Source organism: Paenibacillus sp. UASWS1643, assembly GCF_008693195.1.
Classification (GTDB): Bacteria; Bacillota; Bacilli; order Paenibacillales; family Paenibacillaceae; genus Paenibacillus; species Paenibacillus amylolyticus_B.
The window spans coordinates 511,778-529,939 of sequence record NZ_VXKZ01000115.1; the positions used below are offsets into that span (position 1 = coordinate 511,778).

Below are 18,162 nucleotides of genomic sequence, written 5' to 3' on the forward strand. Positions count from 1 at the left end.
TTACGACCATCTAATAAAGATTATTAAGAATTGTCCATAGTTTCGTAAAAAAGAGTGTGTCTCAAGCAGCTTGTCCTTGTTGATCAATTCCATAACGAATGGTGGATTTAATATAGGATCAATAACAGAAAGCTTGGAAAATAGTCAGTGGTGGCCAAAGGTATTCCTCAATTCATATTGCTCCCCCAACTCCGTATCCGATTGTTACAAAGATAAGACACCATATCAAAGCACCGATGCTTGAAATAATGAAATACTTCCTGAAATTAATCCCGCTGATTCCTGAGACATAACATGTTAAATGACGTATGCCGGGGATGTAGTATCCAAAAATAATCGTCCATTGCGCATACCTTTCGAATAACCTTTCCACTTTCTCCAACTTATTCGGAGTGAGAAACAGGTATTTTCCAAACCGGAGTAAGAGCGGTTTCCCAAATCTTCGACCAATCCAATAACTCACTGTCATTCCGGTGACTGTCCCTAAAAAGCCAAATAGCACAGAAAGTGGATAGCTTAATACATGTATAGAAGAAAGATATCCTATGGTCACCATCATGATTTCGTCTGGGATCGGAAGACCCACAATTCCTATCGCCAGGAGTATATAGATAGCCCCATAACCATACTGTCCAATTACCTCTGTAACCCATTCCATAAAGTGTTCCTTCTTTCTAAATTCTCATCATTTCAACCACTTCTTCAAACTTGGAAAACGAACTCGACTAACCATAAGAATACTTAGTAAAATGACAACAATTACGGTAAGACTCATTTTTAATTGCGAGGCCAAAAGACTGAAAATAGCCAAGAATCCTCCTGCAATCGTAATAGGGACCCCGAGGAAGTCATTCATCTGATCTGCCTGTATATTAAAGCGCGCTAAACGAATTGCACCACATATGATAAATAAAGTTACAAGTAACACACCTATCATGTTGAGATGATAAAGTTTTTCTACGTAGATTAGTAAAGCTGGAGCAACACCAAACGTCACCATATCACACAACGAGTCAAGCTCTTGTCCAAACAGACTTTCTGCATGCAGCTTACGAGCAGCAAATCCATCCAGTAAATCAAATATCATCCCTATGATGATTAGTAGTACCGCAGCTTTACTATCCCACGACAACATCAAGATTGCGAAGATACCACAGCTCAGGTTCCCAAGTGTAAGAATTGATGGTATCCATTTGATGAGATTCTTTCTTCTTTTGTTAACAGATACCGATCGTTCTTTATACATTGTTTGCCCACCTTAAACAGCATAATTATTTTGTTTGATTGTAATACCATGATAAATAGGGTTTTGGATTTAACACGCCTTGTAGAAACACCTGTGCCGCTTTACGATAAAGAACTTTCATTTCCTTGTCATTCATACGAGAAGCCATAAGACCTAGCCCCTGTATCATGGCCTCTAAGATAGTAGCTAATGATTTACTATCGTCAATAGCTATTTCACCATCTAACATAGCGACTTCAATGATGTCACGAATAAAGGCGATATGGCCTTCGACATAGTTAGTCACACTCGCTTGGATCTTTGTATTGTTCCATTCCTTGCTTAAAAATTCATCCATCACATTGGTTAGTGGATGATACATATCATTTGCCATCGTCTGAAATAACCCATCGATTTTTTCTGAAAACGTTGAAAGAAGCGGTTCCTTCTCCAACCAGGAGCTTCTCCATTCCGTTTCCCAATCTTCGAGCAAGTAAAGGAATAAAGCCTCTTTGCTTCCAAAATGGTAATAAATATTGCCTTTACTTTTCCCCGTAACGGCTACTATATCTTCAATTGAAGTTGCTGAGTAACCTTTTTCTCTAAACAACTGTCCAGCGGCTAACAGAATCCCCCTTTTTGTTTGTTCGCTCTGTAAATGCTTTTTGTTCATATGAAAGTTCCCCCAAAAATTCGTATTACATTTTGCTAACCTCTGTCAAATGGATGAACTGCAGACAATTTACGCGGATTGTTTTATTCCTTGTCGAAGTCTCAACCCAACTAGACAAATGAGAAATGTAGCACCCGCAGCTATATAGGGCAGCGACAATGATACATCGTATAAGATTCCAGCTGCCACTGAGCCAATTATTGTTCCGAGACTTGTAAATGTTGAATTCAATCCCGCCACATATCCTTGTCTTTCTCCTGCAGCTTTTGACAGCAGGCTGCTGGCTGCAGGTCTAATCAAATCAAAAGAAGCAAAGATGAAGATAGTAACAATGGTAATTGCCCAATAGGAGTGAACGAATAATATGGCAAATATCGAGACCCCACCAAGTGCAAGACTTAGATACATGACCTTCATCTCACCCAATCTTTTTACAAGCAAATCTAACAAACCAATTTGAATGATTACACCCACAATAGCGCCGATTGTCAGAACAAATGCGATATCATTAGGACCGAATTGATGCTTGGCATCCAAATACAGTCCAAAAACAGTTTCAAAGTTCGAAAGACCAAACCCAAGTACAAGTAATACAACTAATGTTACAAAGTATGATGCTTTTCGACTCTGCCATATTTGGCGGATGAATCCTTCTCTCTCCAAGGGCAACCGAGGTTCAATAAGATCAGCTTTTTTCATTGATTCCGGTAAGACGATCACCGACAGGAGAGCCACAAACCCAACCACAGCTGCAGCAACATAAAAAGGAACTCTAATGCCATACTCTGCTAAAAAACCGCCTAATCCCGGGCCGATAATGAAACCGGTCGACATCGCAGCCGATATATAGCCAATCCCTTTGGCACGTTCATTCTCGGTGGTTATATCTGCTGTAAATGCCATAACCCCTGGGAAAATGAAGGCAACTCCTACCCCGCCAAGCAGTCTGGACAGAAATAGCATGTATATGGAAGAGGAAAACCCAAAAATAGCTTCCGAAACAGCCAGCATGGCTAAACCAACAACGATTATTTTTTTTCTGCCAATTGTGTCACCAAGTCTTCCACCCCATGGTGAAAATAATAATTGTGTGACTGCATAAGCCGCCGTCAAATACCCAACGCTTGCCCCCGTTAGCCCCAGGTTCCTCATTAGAGTTGGCATTACAGGAACAACTAACCCATAAGCAGCCATAGCAAGAAATATATTAACCATGAGTAAAGCTAAGGCTCCCTTGTTTCTAAACAAAAGATTCATTTATCATCTCTCCACTCGAATAACCAAAGTTATAATCATAATGTCAGTACATAAAGGTAACATCTATATACTGAACGTTCGTTATAAATTAACAGAAGCTCAGACTCTCTCTTAAACCAAACAACGAACTATACCTCTCACTTCAAAGAACCTTGCAGCCGAGCGTACGCTCGACTGTTAGATTCTTGATTGAGCTATACCATCAATGTATTTGGACGATCGTCCGATATATTGCAAAAAAACTCCAACATGTTATTCCTACGACCTTTCCTTAAATACACTTATTCACTTTTATCCCAACTGACACTTAGTCCTTCTCCAAAGAACGCAAAATCTTCAGTATTCTCTAAAGTGAGATTATCTAATATTGAAGCACTATTAAATACTTTTGCCGCTCTATCCTTACGATCGGTTTCATAATAATGAAATGCGTCATCATAATCATGATCTCTAAGCAACTTAGACAAATAAAGTGCGTCTTCTAATCCAAGGGTAGTACCCATTCCTGCATTCGGATCTGCCGTATGAAGTGCATCGCCAATTAATACAACTCTGCTGTATGAGTAATGATTCATTAGATCAATTTTAAACAACTGCTTAGGTATGAAGTTATCCGTGTTTTCAATTAATTGTTTAATTGGAGCTTCCCAATCTGAGAACTGATTGGCCAAGTCTGATCTAAACGCTTCTATTGGCTTTTCTTCAAAGTGTTTCTTAGAGACCTTTTTTTCCTCGTTAACAATCATTGACCATGAAATTTCATTATCTGTCGGATGGTGTTTGGATATAAATAAATTGAAATTTTCGTGAAAATAAATTAGCGAAGTTTCGGAATCAAAAAACTCTCTATGCTCGTTAAGCTTGTCAAGGCCTACTAAGCCGTACACTCCCCATTTGCCAGCATACTTTAGTGGATAGTTAGGGAACGGGAATAAAATGGACCGTGTTTTAGAACGTACTCCGTCCGCTCCAACAAGTAATGTACCTTTAGCTTCTGTTCCATCCTCAAAGAAAACCTGAATATGATCATCACCCTCAATGAATGATTTTAGTCTTTTTCCAAAATTGATTTCTATTCCTTGTTCAATAGATTTTTGATAAAGAATATCGATTAAATGGAAACGTGCAATGTTGATTAAATGAGGCATTCCCTCCTCTTCCCCATCCATGTCCATGTCTTCAAATATAGAGTTACCCTCTTTATCCATTACTTTAATGTCAGTCATTAGATGACTATTGGCCTTTAAGGCTTCACCTAATCCTAACTCCTCCAAAACTTTAACCCCACTGGGATGAATCACAAAGTTCCCACCTGCATTACCATACTTCGTCGCTTGTTCATAAACTACACTCTCGATATTGGCCCTTTTCAAGAATAGCGCCATCGCTAATCCTGCTATTCCTCCACCGATAATAATTATTTTCTTAGTCATTTCAAAACCCCTTTCAGAAATATTTATTCGAATTATCGTCCGAATAACCCTAAAAAATAAGGATCAGTTTCATCCTATGCAATCATTATAAATTTATTCGGACGATCGGTCAATTAATTTGTCGCATAATTGGTTCTTTTAAGTTACAATAGAATAAAAACACTGGAGGAATTATGAGCAGACCAACAGGCGTGAATAGTGAGGATACGAAACAATTCATTGTGGATGTAGCAACGAAAATATTTGAACAAAAAGGCTATAGTGTTACATCTATGGCCGATATAAAAAATGAAACAAACTTAAGTAAAGGGACAATTTATTACCATTTTAAAAATAAAGAGGAACTGTATCTTTACTGTATTCAACAAGTATCTAACGAATTTATTCGAAATTGGGACATTACATCGAAAACTGAGCGTTCCGCTGAGAAAAAGTTATATATTTGGGCGAATTTAAATAGTATTATGCTGCAAAAGCCGATTATGAATACCATTCAAGAATATTTCGTTTCAACAAATAAAAACAATTATGACGCTGTACTTAAACTTTACGAACCCGAATTTCTGATTGTTAGCCGAATTTTAGAGGAAGGTATAAATCATGGGGAATTCAAGGAAGATTTGCATATTGATGATGTATCGGTACTTTTATATAATTTTATCACCTCATTAGCAAATGTAGAATTGTTTGGCTACCATTCAAATCAAGAACAGAAAAATTTATACAAGCTAGCCATTGATTTAATCTTGCCTGGGTTGAAAGAATAAAAAAATGTTGTTGAAGCCTCCCCAACTTATTCTCAAGCTGTTACTTGAAGTATTGATCTACATTCGTCTTGTCCCCTTTGTCTTTTTCCCTATTTACTAAGAGGTCAAATGAAGCGAGCTACTTAATGTTGTCTGCATGAAATAGGCGTAAGCTGAAAAATATTGATGATTTTGCGAATTCCACAAATTGAATCGGTATTGATATGAACATATACCTATCGCACTATTGATTCTGTTTGGCAAGGAGCTTGAATCCATTACAGATCTAGTAATGTTCAGTACACACACAATTATTTGACCGATCGTCCGAATAAAGTTATACTAGTCAGATAAACATATTTTTTTGCAATTAATCGGACGAATGTCCGATACATTTTGGAAGGAATGTTGAGTCACCAAATTTACTAAACTCAATTAAAAAAAATTGACCTGTCTGATTCAATTGTCCTCCAAATTTACTTTAGCGATATAAATCATCTAAAGAATAAGAAAGGAAAATCAGCAAATAATAACCAAATTGAGAAATCGATTATTAAGGAGCGGGGGTTTTTGTGAATTCACTTTTAAGGAATAGAGTTTTTAAGATTGTGTTGATCGCTGATTTATTACAGCAAGCAGGTATCTGGATCCGTAACATGTCCTTGCTCTTTTATATAATGGATCAATCAAATAACAATCCAACAGCTGTTTCTTTGCTTACAGCTTTAGAGTATTTACCAATTTTTATTTTCTCATTGATAGGTGGTACCTTTGCTGACAGATGGGAACCAAAAAGAACGGTGATATTAGGTGATTCTTTAAGTGCTTTATCTATGTTATTGATTTTACTCTTAATATCTCTGGGTATATGGCAAGCAGTGTTCGCCGCAACAGTCATTTCAGCTATCGTGAGTCAATTTTCCCAGCCATCCTCGTCCGTCCTTTTAAAGAGACATATTCCATCTGAAGACGTTGGAACGGCTGTTGGAATAAACCAAAGTTTATTGGCTTTGTTCACCATATTTGGTCCAGTCTTCGGAACATTTGTATACACTCAGTTGGGGATTAGGTCTGCTGTTATTGCTCTATTCATTATCTTTGCTCTAGCTGCAGCAATTCAATTATTCTTACCTTCGTCGAATAGGGAGAAAAGTCATGAAAAGAACACTGCAATAAGCGATATCAAAAGTGGGTTTAAGTATGTTCTTGGCCATGTAAATCTAAAACTCATTGCTATCATGTTTGCGGTAAGTGGAATTGCAATGGGTATAACACAACCTCTCGATGTCTTTGTAACAATGGAGAGATTAGGATTACCTAAGGAAAGTGTTCAATGGTTTGCGGCTTCAGAAGGAGTAGGGATGCTTCTTGGAGGTATCTTAGCTGCGGCAATTTCATCAAAAATAATAAGGTACAGGCGTGCGGTATTAACAGTTACAATGATCATTTGGTCAATGATAACATTGATCGAGGTATTATCAACTTGGCCTACATTAACCGTTATAGCAAGGGTACTATCAGGGGTGGCAACAGCTTTTTTCCAGGTCGTTTTTAGTGCGATGATGATTAAAGAGATTAAGGAAGAATACATCGGAAGAACGAATGGAATCGTACTACCACTTTTGATGGGGGGAATGTTGTTAGGAAGTACTTTGTCTGGTATTATTGTAAATCAAATTGAATTATTCGGTGCATATTTTATTGCATCTGTCCTAACCCTCTCATGTATAGTTTTCACTTTACGTTTAAGAACAGATTATATGAATGTGAATGACAAGCATCATAATTAAAATATAATACGTACACTTCGTTATCACTTACTGCAAATCCCCTATCAATAAATAAGCAGCCGTTCAAATGATCGGCTGCCTCCTTGGTTTTACATGGCTAACGTTTCCCGTTAATTTAGTGAATTATTACATAAGCCCGCCTCTGCAAGCTTTTGTTCCAGTCTTGCCAGTTGGCGCAAATGATGTCTGCTGTGCATGCCAATCATCTCAAACCATTCACACGCGTTGAGCCAGCCAAACCAGCCATGACACACCTTACAAGCCTGATTCGTTCCGCGAACGTGTTCCTCCCAGTATTTCAATTTTTTTATCACCTGCTCAAGACCGGCTATGATCTCTTCTTTGCTATCTGGGTTACGGGTCCTGTTGACTGGTTCCTCAAGTTTCACACGGACATCGGGCCACACTTTTTCGTTAAAGGCCTTCGTTCCGGCTTCAGTCTTGCCTCCATGTTTTTCTTGTGTCGCCATCGTACAAGTTTGAATATGATTAATGTACTCTTCTGCCACATCGATCACGTGAATATACATTTGTCCAACCGACCAAACATCTTCCTTGGATTTATACTGCAACTGGTCTATCGTATATCCAGCCAATCTTCGCTTATATTGCTCGATAATAGCCAGGGAATCATTTTTTAACATACGGTTTTCACCCCATAACATTAGTTGTTGAAGCACCTGCGCAATCTCCAATTATTCCGATCAGGAATATTGAGTAAAAGCCGTACGGATAAGGACACGTACGGCTGCCAGACTATCTATATATGCGAATAAAATCTTCCACTATTCTAGTGCTTAGTATCGACAAGCAGGAAGTTATAAATTAGGACTGCGGCATCCGCGCGGCTTGTTTGCGACTTAGGACCGAAGCTTCCACTCGAATCCGTAGACAGAATGTTTGCTTGCTTCAAAGCTGCAACAGCATTCTGCGCATAGCTTGAGATAGCTGCTTGATCGCTGAAAGCTGGTACATTTTGTTCACTCGAATCTATAGAGTAGCCAGTAGCCAGAAGTGCACGATGGAGAAGTACAACCATCTCCTGTCTTGTCAGTTTGTCATTCGTGCCGAACTTGGTATCGGATCTACCCTGAACGATTCCGAGCTTCTCAGCCGAGGCCACCGCTGTGTAATACCAGGTGGCTTTTTTGACATCCGAGAATTGGCTAACAGCGGAAGCATCAACAGCGTCAAAGAAGTTGACCAGCATCTGCACAAACTCGGCTCTGGTCAGTTTCCCCTGCGGATCGTATTCGCCGGGGGCTTTTCCTATAATAATACCTCTGGCCGCAATGGCACGTATAGCATCGCTTGTTTTAGACGGAAGGGTACCGATATCTGTAAAGCCAACGTTGGTATAAGTCGCTGCATATTTACTGGAATGCTCAGGTTTGAATGTGATCGTACCGGACGATTGATCGTAAAAAGCATGCTTAACTAAATTCGAACCTTTGTTCAGGTTATAAACGACCACCTGATTCGGCTGGTCTCCGGCTTCAAGGACGTATGGCAGCTTTACCGTTACCGGCTGACCCGACCACTGAACTGGAGTATTGTCTACGTTCAGTGTTAGTTCGTATACCGGATTGTCCCCCAGTAGTGTGCGAATTTCGTCAGTAAGCGTACCCGAAGTTGCGGTAGATATGCCGACCGAAAGCTTCTTGGCATCCTTTTCAACCACTCCTTTAATAAAGGCTGAATCTAACTCAATTATGGCACCTAGTGCTTCGAAGGAAACAGATTTGACAGAAGTGGTATTTACAGTGCGAATCCAGTCGCCAGGCAGTTGGACTTCGATTTTCTTTTGGCTGCTTAAGGCAACTACAGGAATTTTAATCTTTCCGTTAACAGCTTGGCTTACGGCTTTCTCCAAGAGTTCACGTGTCAGCATCAATATCCCGTTTTGGTCTGTCTTTGTTCCTGAACCAGCACTCACCTCTGGAGTGTTATTTCCAGGCGTCACCGGTGCAGGACCCGGATTCGTACCAGGGCTCGGGTTGGAAGAGCCATCTTTTTCGCGGATTACTTCAATCGCATACTTCGTCTGGATTCTGTCATCGAGTGACTGTACGATTACTACTGTCTTCCCTTCACTTACAGCCGTTACGGTAAATTCCGTAACACCGCTATCCTCGTTGTAAGTGACATCGCTGACCGCAGCGATGCTCTTATCCGCGGAAATCACCTGCAGCTTTTTAAAGGACGCATTGTTTGGTGTGACGGAAGCCTTTACTTTGATTGTTTTGCCAACCGATAACGTTCCGGCCGTATTATCCAGTTGAATACTCTCAGAGAACGTCTTGTTTTCGACATTGTTCAACAGAGCGGTCAGATATATCAGCGGCGAGTTATAGTTTAGCGCCTGTTCATTACTCTCCCAGTCTACCGTCGCCTGGTTGTAGGCTTTGGCAGGGAAATTATACTTGCCGTTATTATTCGGACCTCCCGGCATATAGCCGTTGGGCATTTCTTTAATAAAGTCTTTCATATAAATGACATGATGGGTAGTGCGAACCCGGTTCTCTCCATGACCCGTAATGAAGCTGAGCTGCAGTGGATTAACTCCGAGCAGGTAGTTCAAGTTGCCGCTGGCCACCTGAAGCATGCGCTCATCGTAGTTGCCAATAATCCGGTTGCCGATATCCAGGCTCACTGCAACACCTGCGACATTCGAATTGGCTCCCCAATAAAATCCCTTGTTCGTCGAGTTATGCCAAACCGCCTGATTCATAGCTGTATTGATAACGATGCTGCTCCAATCCTTGTATTTGGGAATGAACCAGTCCTTGACTTCTTGGCTTGGCGTTGAACCGCTCAAATAGTGATAGAAACCGATCAATTCCATACTTCCGATCCCGTGAGAGAAATCAGTCGTGTTAAATTTGCTTTCGAAAGCTTTATAGTTCGCTACTACAAAATCGTTGTAACGAGCTTCGCCTGTAGCTCTATACAGTGCAGAAGCTGCATAGAATCGGTCATTCAGATCATCATCGTCATTATAAGGGCCGTCGGGCTGAGCGATGAATTCCGGATGTGCTTCGAGATAAGACCAGCCTCTAATTGCAGATTCAAGCAACGTATCTGCGTAATCCTCCATGCCCGCTACGTTTTTGAATACCGTATAGGCATGTGCCAGAGCTCCAACGGTTGCCGCTGTTTGGGCTGTCGGGATGATGCTTTCTTCACCAGTACCATCCATGATATAACGTTCAGGTGCAGCTTCGCGAATGATGTATGAATAGAATCCGCCAGACCGCTCATCCTGCATTTTCAGGAAGAACTCGGTTTCAAATTTGATTTCATCAATCAGATCGGGGATGTTGTTTCCGCTCTCGGGGATGTTCAACTGGCCGTCTGTAAATTGTTGCGGGAAGCTCTCGTAAGCCCACAGCAAATCGGATACGGCAGTCGCGGCAGCAGTTACATATTTTCCGGTATCTCCTGCATCCCACCATCCGCCGTACACATCCTTGTACTGGCTTGGATCGGACTGAAGTGGAAGATTGGCATCCACCTTATGTAATCCGGTACGTGCGAACTCGTCTGCGTGTTGAGGAAGCAGATCGTCATTCGCTCTTTGGAAATAAAAGAATTTCTGAACATCTTTCAACAGGCCATCGTATACATCCGGTCCGATTTTAAATATCGCAGAAGGTTGGTCCACCCCGTCGACCGTTATATAGTATTGGCCCGGTTCGTTTAAGGCGGAGAAATTGGCCTCGAACACTTTCTCCCCAGATAGTTCGTCATAGGCGGCTACAAGGGATAGTGTCCCTGTATAAGCAACGCTATCATCTGAAGTTCGTTTAACCTCAAAGGACGTGCCAACATCAGCTGACAGTTGATTGTAGTAACCGCTTACATTTGCATACTTATCACCATAATTTAAGTAACCAACCTGATTAACCTTAATTGGAGCATAGCTTCGTTCCTTATCTGGCGAAGTCACTTTGATATTCGAGATCCAGAAGGTGATCGGCGTATCATCTCCAGACAGCTTGAAAAGCTGAATTTTGCTTTCATCGAACAAAGGATCACTGTTGAAAATATCCTTCAGCGGGATGGATACATGCTGCCACTCTGTAGTGAGCGAAATGTATTTACTGATATCTACCAGGCCATCGATATTTGTCTCTTCAGGGTTTGCATCGCCATCTTTGTAAAATTCGCCGTCACTGTTTAGTCTCTCATGAACAACATCCCGGAAGCCGATCTGAAATTTTTCATTCCCTGTTGCTCCGGCAACATCGAATTCCAGCGTTCCATTCTCATAGGGACTAAAGTCGAAGGATTGCCAGCCGTTGATCACCAGGTGGTCTGACCAATAGCCATTTGTTTCAACCTTACGAGCATTCTGCTCCTGATACACTTCGTCAGTGACGGTTGTTCCGCTACCCCAAGCGTTTTCTTTGATTTCAATATCACGGAGCTTGTTCCAGTTGTCTCCCCCAGGGGGGAGGTAGTTCACAGTGGATGCCTGCTCAGCCGACACAATAGATGTTGGGGCAAGTAAAGATAAAGCGGTTACAAAACTTACCGAGAAAAGAGAAATCTTACGGAACGTACTTTTTTTCTTTGGCTGCTTCAAAATGGTATCCCCTCTCATTTTTTTGTATCTTACCAATGATAGATGGAATTTTATACCTGAATAATCAGACATCTTTTCATATGTGAATCTCACTTTTGGATATTTGTGATCATATAAACATCTTTGTACATACTATCGACGAAGAATATTAATATCTAAGAAGTCTTGTTAACACATCAAGAAGTTGAAGTACTTTATATAGGTCGACTATTAGGTATAATACCTCGCTTCGTTGACAAATAGAATTGCAATTGTTAGCATAACCTGAGTTACAGAGAGAGAGACAAGGAGGTTATCCCTATTCTACCCCGACAACGCCAGGAGAATGAGCGAAGCGAGCTGCGAGAGAAGCGCCGTTTAAGCATCATTCAAGCTGCCATTTCTATTTTCACACAACAAGGATTCGAAAAGGCTACCATGCAGGAAATTGCCAAGGCTGCAAGCCTTGGCGTAGCTACTGTATTCCGCTATTTTCCCAAGAAAGAGCATTTGATTGTTGCCGTTGCTTCACATATTGTTCAGTCCGAAGTGGTTATCTTTGAAAAGATTGTGCATGGAGATGGAACTTGTTACGAGAAATTAAACGTAATATTCGACACCCTAATTTTCTTTCAGCAAGCTGAGCATCAACAGAACTCCAAGTTGATAGAAGCCTTTGAATGTTACGTGGCGCTTTCCAAAGAGCCTGTAGAGCATATAGAATTGTATCAAACGGAATATAGCAAAATTATTGCTCTGTTTACCGAATTGGCAGCACTGGGAGAACAGGATCATTCTGTCCGTGCCAGTTCAAATTCCGTCAACATTCTACTTACGATGATGAATGTATTCGGAACATTTTCCAAGAAAATGTCCATGCTAGAAGGTATCGATGCATTCAACACTCGTGTAGACCCATCCGAGCAATTCAACTTACTTAAATCTCTTTTTCTAGAGTCTTTGAAACCTTGACTTCAATTCGTATGAACGCTGTAAACTGATTCATGACATCCGACGGAGAAGGCGCTGCAGTTTTGGGCAGCCCCCTCATCCTCTACTTTTTACATCTGGTGAGTTCTTCCCAATAATAGTTTGATCAAAACCACTGGTGGCTTTATGGTTTCCTCTCATAACCGATTCCCCTTCTACATCGATGTTAGGCAACAAGCGATCAAGCCATGCAGGGATATACCAGGCACTTTTTCCAAGAATGGTCATTACCGCTGGCACAAGTGTCATGCGTACGATGAATGCATCGACAAGTATGCCAAATGCCAGAGCTAATCCCATGGATTTGATAATGGTATCTTCCGCAAAAATAAAGCTGGCGAATACCGCAATCATAATCAAGCCTGCCGCAGTAACGACTGGTCCACTATGGTTCATCCCGCTTTTTACCGATTGACGTGCATCTCCAGTATGAGTGAAGTCTTCACGCATTCGGCTGACAAGAAACACCTCGTAGTCCATGGCAAGTCCAAACAGAATTCCAGTGACGAGAATGGGAAGGAAACTAAGCACCGGCCCAGGTTCAGGAATACCGAACATACTGGCCAGATAACCATCTTGAATGACCCAGACAATAAAACCGAGTGTTGAACCTAGTGTAAACAGAAAACCAAGTACAGCCTTAATCGGTACAAGCAAAGATCGGAACACGAGCATGAGCAGTACAAAGGCCAGACCAACAATCAATAAAGCGAACTTAGGCAATGCCTGTTGCAATTTCTCCGAAATATCAATGTTAACCGCAGTCCCACCGGTAACCATAATCTCGACCTGTTTATTGTTTTGTTGATCGGCTTTTTCACGTATAGTCTCCACAAGGTCAGTCGTTCGAATATCGTGCGGGCCTGTCTTCGGTAACACTGTAATGATGGCTGCATTTCCCGATGGACTCGGTATTGCGGGTGTTGCACTAGAGACATTCGGCAGATCGCTGATATAAGCCGTTGCTTGAGCGATTGCTGCTTGAGGGTCGTCACTGTTATTAGCTTTAGCGACAATCACGAGTGGGCCATTGAACCCTTCACCGAATCCCTCAGCCATCAAATCATATCCACGGCGCTCTGTCGTTTCAGTCGATTTCAGGCCATTGTCCGGCAAGCCCAGCTGCATATGCAGAAAAGGCAAGGTACACATCGTTAAGACGGCAATACATAGAATGGTAGTAAGCCAAGGCTTTCTAGTGACAACTCGACTCCATGCGTTTTCGTTTGTTTTCCCCTTTTTGCCCCCAGACCATTTTCTCAGCCAACGATTTTCTCGCGAAGGACTAATGCGGTCCCCTGCAATAGCTAATATGGCTGGTACGAGAATGATCGCAATGAGGACAGCTACAAATACGCTAATAGCAGCCGCAAGTCCCATCATCGTAATGAAGGGAATTTGTACGACGGATAACCCCACTAGCGCGATAATTACAGTCAGCCCTGCAAATACAACCGAGCCTCCTGCTGTTGCGTTAGCCTGAGCGATGGCTGTTTCTCTGTCATATCCTTCTGCCAACTGCTGACGGTATCGTGACATGATAAATAGTGCATAATCAATACCGACTGCTAAAGCAAGCATGACTGCTAACGTAATGGAGAATGATGACATCGATACGAAATTAGAACCAATAATGACAGTCATTAGACCAATCCCGAGTCCTATGACCGCTGTAAGAATGGGTAGTCCTGCGGCTAGAAACGAAGTAAACGTAAATGCTAGAATCATGAAGGCAATTAGGATACCAATGACTTCAGATATGCCCCCAACCTCTATTTCAGAAAAGGCAACACTGCCTCCAATCTCTGTTTGAATCCCTTCTTTACCGAGCCGCTCTGCAATGTTCAACACATGCTCTTTCGAGTGCTCATCCACTTCACTGGCAGATTTAGAATACGTAATGTCCGCATAACCAATCTTTTTATCTGCGCTGAGCGTCATTGACTCAAATGGGCTAGCTACAGATTTGACTGATAAATCCGTTTTTACATCTTTCAGGGCTTGCCGAATGTAATTTTTGTTAGCTTCGGAAGTCAGTGTATCATCATTTTTCGTTTTGAATATGAGCCTGATCTGACCACCGTCATCTGATGATGGAAACTCTGAGTTTAGTACTTTCGCTGCTTGATCCGACTTCGTTCCTGGTATAGTCATTTCACCCGTAAACGAAGTACCCATACCAAGTCCTAAAGATGCAAGCACAATAAGAAGTGCTAGTCCCATCGTAATGACCATTTTCCGTTTTCTCGTTGACCAGACTCCGAGACGATATAACCATTTTGCCATAACTTATTTCTTCCCCTTTCACTTCCACAAAAATCCTAGAGCTATCTAAGGAAATGCTCTGTACCCTCATGTTAACGAAATAAAACCAAAAAAAAATCGTACGAAAGGGCAAGCCTTTCATGTACGATGGGGCATAGAAGGGATATGTCATTACGGGCATACCATTTTTTATCTTTGATTACGAAAGGGTGTCTTACAAGTTATAGGTTTACAAGTGTAAGATCCCCTTCTCGACAGCTACTGCAACTGCTTCTGATCGCGAATTGACTCCAAGTTTGTTGTAAATGTTGGTGAGGTATGCTTTTACTGTTCTCTCGGCAATACCCATATCAAAAGCAATATCTCTGCTGCGTAAACCACGAGCCACGGCTTGTAAAACGAGTAACTCTCTCTCACTAATCAGAGTTGACTCCTTGTCAATTAATAGATGTGGCTGTGTTTTGGGTTCTTGAGCAGACTTCGTATGAAACGCAAAGACTCTTGACGTTATTTCAGGTTGAAGCAGTGTTTCTCCACGAATGGCAGAATCCAACGTTCTAAATAATTGTTCCCGGCTCGTATCCTTGAGCAAGTACCCTTTGGCTCCAAGGGAAAGTCCCTCAATCATCAAGTCATCTTCGTTGTATGTCGTTAGAATAATGACGGGTATACAAATGTGTTGCTCGTTCATACGTTTCAAGGTATCCAAACCACTGAGTCCCCCGGGCATATTCAAGTCCAGAAGAATGACATCAGGCTGTTTGTCTAACATAATTCGGATAGCTTCTTCTCCTTCCTCAGCTTCTCCTACAATTAGATAATTTTCACTAGTCTCCAATATTAATTTAAGTCCTTCACGTACCACCCAATGATCATCGACGATGAGTATGTTATATTTCATTCAGATTTCTCCTTTTTCAAGTGGAACACGAAACAAAATAGTCGTTCCTTGTTTTCCGCTTTCAATCTCAATGCTGCCACCTATCAACCTGGCCCGTTCATTCATCCCGATCAAGCCATAGTGCCCGGATTGTTTTCCGATTCGGTCTACGCTAAAGCCCCTTCCGTTATCACGTATAATAAGATGGAAATCTTCTTTCTCCATAGCCATGTGAATGGTTACGCTCGTTGCCTGAGCATGCCTGGCTATGTTCATTAGCGATTCACTTAAAATGTGCAATACGTGCTCCATTCCTACTTTGGATATGAAACTCGGAGCATTCCCTTCCAAAACGACTTCGATTCCGGTTGCCTGTTGGAAACGTTGAATTTGTTCCTGTATTGCCTCTCCAAAGGTAATAGCCGGTGTGGCCTTGGTTCGAAGATCATCAATGGCTTTGCGTGCATCAGCCAATGTTTGGCGTGCTTGGCCCATTGAACTGCGGATAATTTCGTGGGCGCGCGGAAAACTTCCTCGATTCATGTGCTCATTGACGGCCTCGAGCTGCATTATAATACCGGCAAGTCCTTGAGCCAATGTATCATGCAGATCTCTTGCCATACGTTGTCTCTCACTTGTTAGTGTCAATTCCTCTACTTTTTGATGGGCCTTCTCCAGCTCATGCAGAAACGTTAGTGTTCTTACACGGGCATTGACCTGACGATAGAAAAGCACCGCATAGGATACCACGACAACGATCATCATGAACAGTAATAATATTAACAAGGCGACATCCATACCTGATCGTGTAAACAGGGTTACCGTGCAGAATAATAAATATAATACAAATGCAACTAACACAATTTTTGTCGTCTCATAGTATATTGCAAATGTCTGTGCAATCAACACCGGAATTAAACCAATTAATATTGCAGGCATACCGTCTGGCATTAACATTGCACTTCCGTAAATTAACCCTGAGTGAAGAAGTATGTAGAGTAATTTGGATCGTTTTATAAGTTTGTTTACTTCCCAGTACACGATGGTATGAATTAACATTGCAGCTACAAAAATAATACTGGGTACTAATATAGGGGCTGACATCGTTTGCAGGATCAAAGTAGCTGTGGCAACAAGCCAAAGCCAGATGATTATGGGAATACGTGAAGACGCAATCGGATCCGTTTCTTCATTTCTTCCGGCCGGATTCGTCTTCTTCCGTACTATTTTCATGGGATCACCTCTTGTATAAGTCATTATAGTCCAAATCACCACCAAAAAGATGTACGATCGTACATGCCCTTTCGTACATCCCCTTTTGTAATAAAAATCGTCCACAAGTTAGACTTATGGACGATAACTTTGAAGAATTATGTAAAACCTCCAAAGGGTTCTCCCTCCGGAAAGTTCCTATATTTATAGCATTTCAGAAGGTGAACTTGAACCAATGATTAGAGTGTGATGCCACCATCTGCGAGGATGATTGATCCTGTCATATAACTGGAATAATCAGATGCAAGAAACGCAACGATCTGGGCAAGTTCTTCTGGCTCTGCATAACGCCCGATCCGCATATTCGGAAACTCTTCAGGCACATAACCACTCTCCTGCAGCGATTGGGGAACCGCAGCCGTTAATGTTGTAGCTACCCCGCCTGGACAGATGGCATTGATACGAATACCTTTGCGTACATATTCAAGGGCCGCCGCTTTGGTCAAACCTGCAACGGCATGCTTGCTTGCGGTGTATGCAGCCAGACTGTGTTCAGCACGAATAGCCGTAGTGGACGCCGTATTAATGATATGCCCGTATCCCTGTTTATCCATAACCTGCAAGGCATATTTCATACCTAAAAAGATCCCTTTCACATTCACATCCATAATCCGTGTAAATTCTTCCTCGGAGATATCCTGGAAACGTTGGAATTTCTGGAGTATGCCCGCGTTGTTGAATGCCACGTCAATTTTTCCATAGGCTTCTACTGCTTTTTGAATATAGTTTTGAACATCGCTCTCTTTGGATACGTCAGCCTGTACAAAAGTAGCTTCGCCGCCATTTTCGCGAACCAGTGCTAACGTTTCTTCCCCTGTCTGCTCATTGAAATCAACCAGTACAAGCTTCGCACCGCGAGATCCCATAATCACGGCGCTGGCTCTTCCAATTCCACTGCCAGCTCCCGTAACAACGATCACTTTACCTTCCAGAGAAATACCTTCTTTATTTCCTGTCGGTGCACCAATTTCTTGCTTCTGGACTGTTGCTTCAAACGCAATGGCTGACAGTTCCTGCTTCAAAATCTGAAGTGTAGGCAAAGGAATATCTACCTGAGGCAATGC

General features: G+C 41.8%; 14 protein-coding genes. 3 read left to right on the forward strand and 11 right to left on the reverse strand.

Going from position 1 to position 18,162, the window contains the following annotated elements:
* Positions 1-172 precede the first annotated feature (172 nt).
* The 5 genes from FE296_RS26865 to FE296_RS26885 form a co-directional block, all read right to left on the reverse strand.
* The gene (locus FE296_RS26865; protein WP_124114999.1) at positions 173-658 is read right to left on the reverse strand and encodes a DedA family protein; all 486 of its coding nucleotides are present in this window, start codon (positions 656-658) and stop codon (positions 173-175) included.
* Positions 659-685: 27 nt separating this feature from the next.
* Positions 686-1,246, reverse strand: a complete 561-nt coding sequence (gene pssA / locus FE296_RS26870; RefSeq protein ID WP_150367020.1) for a CDP-diacylglycerol--serine O-phosphatidyltransferase — start codon at positions 1,244-1,246, stop codon at positions 686-688.
* A 25-nt stretch (positions 1,247-1,271) separates the two neighbouring features.
* Positions 1,272-1,898 carry a TetR/AcrR family transcriptional regulator gene (locus tag FE296_RS26875; protein ID WP_150367021.1) on the reverse strand — a complete coding sequence of 209 codons (627 nt, stop codon included), beginning with the start codon at positions 1,896-1,898 and terminating at the stop codon, positions 1,272-1,274.
* A gap of 69 nt (positions 1,899-1,967) precedes the next feature.
* Positions 1,968-3,155, reverse strand: a complete 1,188-nt coding sequence (locus FE296_RS26880; protein WP_150367022.1) for an MFS transporter — start codon at positions 3,153-3,155, stop codon at positions 1,968-1,970.
* A 281-nt stretch (positions 3,156-3,436) separates the two neighbouring features.
* Complete coding sequence (locus FE296_RS26885) at positions 3,437-4,588, reverse strand: FAD-dependent oxidoreductase (RefSeq protein WP_150367023.1); 1,152 nt, start codon at positions 4,586-4,588, stop codon at positions 3,437-3,439.
* 173 nt (positions 4,589-4,761) lie between these two features.
* Between FE296_RS26885 and FE296_RS26890 the strand changes: the two genes are divergently transcribed.
* Entirely contained in the window at positions 4,762-5,355 is a 594-nt protein-coding gene (locus FE296_RS26890; RefSeq protein WP_124114994.1) for a TetR/AcrR family transcriptional regulator, read from the forward strand.
* Positions 5,356-5,906: 551 nt separating this feature from the next.
* On the forward strand, positions 5,907-7,124 hold the full coding sequence (locus FE296_RS26895; protein WP_124114993.1) for an MFS transporter: 1,218 nt from the start codon (positions 5,907-5,909) through the stop codon (positions 7,122-7,124).
* Positions 7,125-7,234: 110 nt separating this feature from the next.
* Here FE296_RS26895 and FE296_RS26900 read toward each other — a convergent pair whose 3' ends face one another.
* Together FE296_RS26900 and FE296_RS26905 are read right to left on the reverse strand one after the other, a co-directional pair.
* A complete protein-coding gene (locus FE296_RS26900) occupies positions 7,235-7,804 on the reverse strand; it encodes a DinB family protein (RefSeq protein WP_150367024.1) in 570 nt (189 codons plus the stop codon).
* Between the two features lie 110 nt (positions 7,805-7,914).
* Positions 7,915-11,712 carry a glycoside hydrolase family 9 protein gene (locus FE296_RS26905; RefSeq protein WP_223869046.1) on the reverse strand — a complete coding sequence of 1,266 codons (3,798 nt, stop codon included), beginning with the start codon at positions 11,710-11,712 and terminating at the stop codon, positions 7,915-7,917.
* A 366-nt stretch (positions 11,713-12,078) separates the two neighbouring features.
* Between FE296_RS26905 and FE296_RS26910 the strand changes: the two genes are divergently transcribed.
* Positions 12,079-12,663 carry a TetR/AcrR family transcriptional regulator gene (locus FE296_RS26910; RefSeq protein WP_263364300.1) on the forward strand — a complete coding sequence of 195 codons (585 nt, stop codon included), beginning with the start codon at positions 12,079-12,081 and terminating at the stop codon, positions 12,661-12,663.
* A 75-nt stretch (positions 12,664-12,738) separates the two neighbouring features.
* Here FE296_RS26910 and FE296_RS26915 read toward each other — a convergent pair whose 3' ends face one another.
* From FE296_RS26915 to FE296_RS26930, 4 genes are all read right to left on the reverse strand, one after another.
* Entirely contained in the window at positions 12,739-14,967 is a 2,229-nt protein-coding gene (locus tag FE296_RS26915) for an MMPL family transporter (RefSeq protein WP_150367027.1), read from the reverse strand.
* 208 nt (positions 14,968-15,175) lie between these two features.
* Entirely contained in the window at positions 15,176-15,847 is a 672-nt protein-coding gene (locus tag FE296_RS26920) for a response regulator (RefSeq protein ID WP_124114988.1), read from the reverse strand.
* Positions 15,848-17,059: a sensor histidine kinase gene (locus tag FE296_RS26925; RefSeq protein WP_190945575.1), complete on the reverse strand. Its 1,212-nt coding sequence runs from the start codon at positions 17,057-17,059 to the stop codon at positions 15,848-15,850.
* Between the two features lie 218 nt (positions 17,060-17,277).
* Entirely contained in the window at positions 17,278-18,036 is a 759-nt protein-coding gene (locus FE296_RS26930; protein WP_127537220.1) for an SDR family NAD(P)-dependent oxidoreductase, read from the reverse strand.
* Positions 18,037-18,162: the final 126 nt, after the last annotated feature.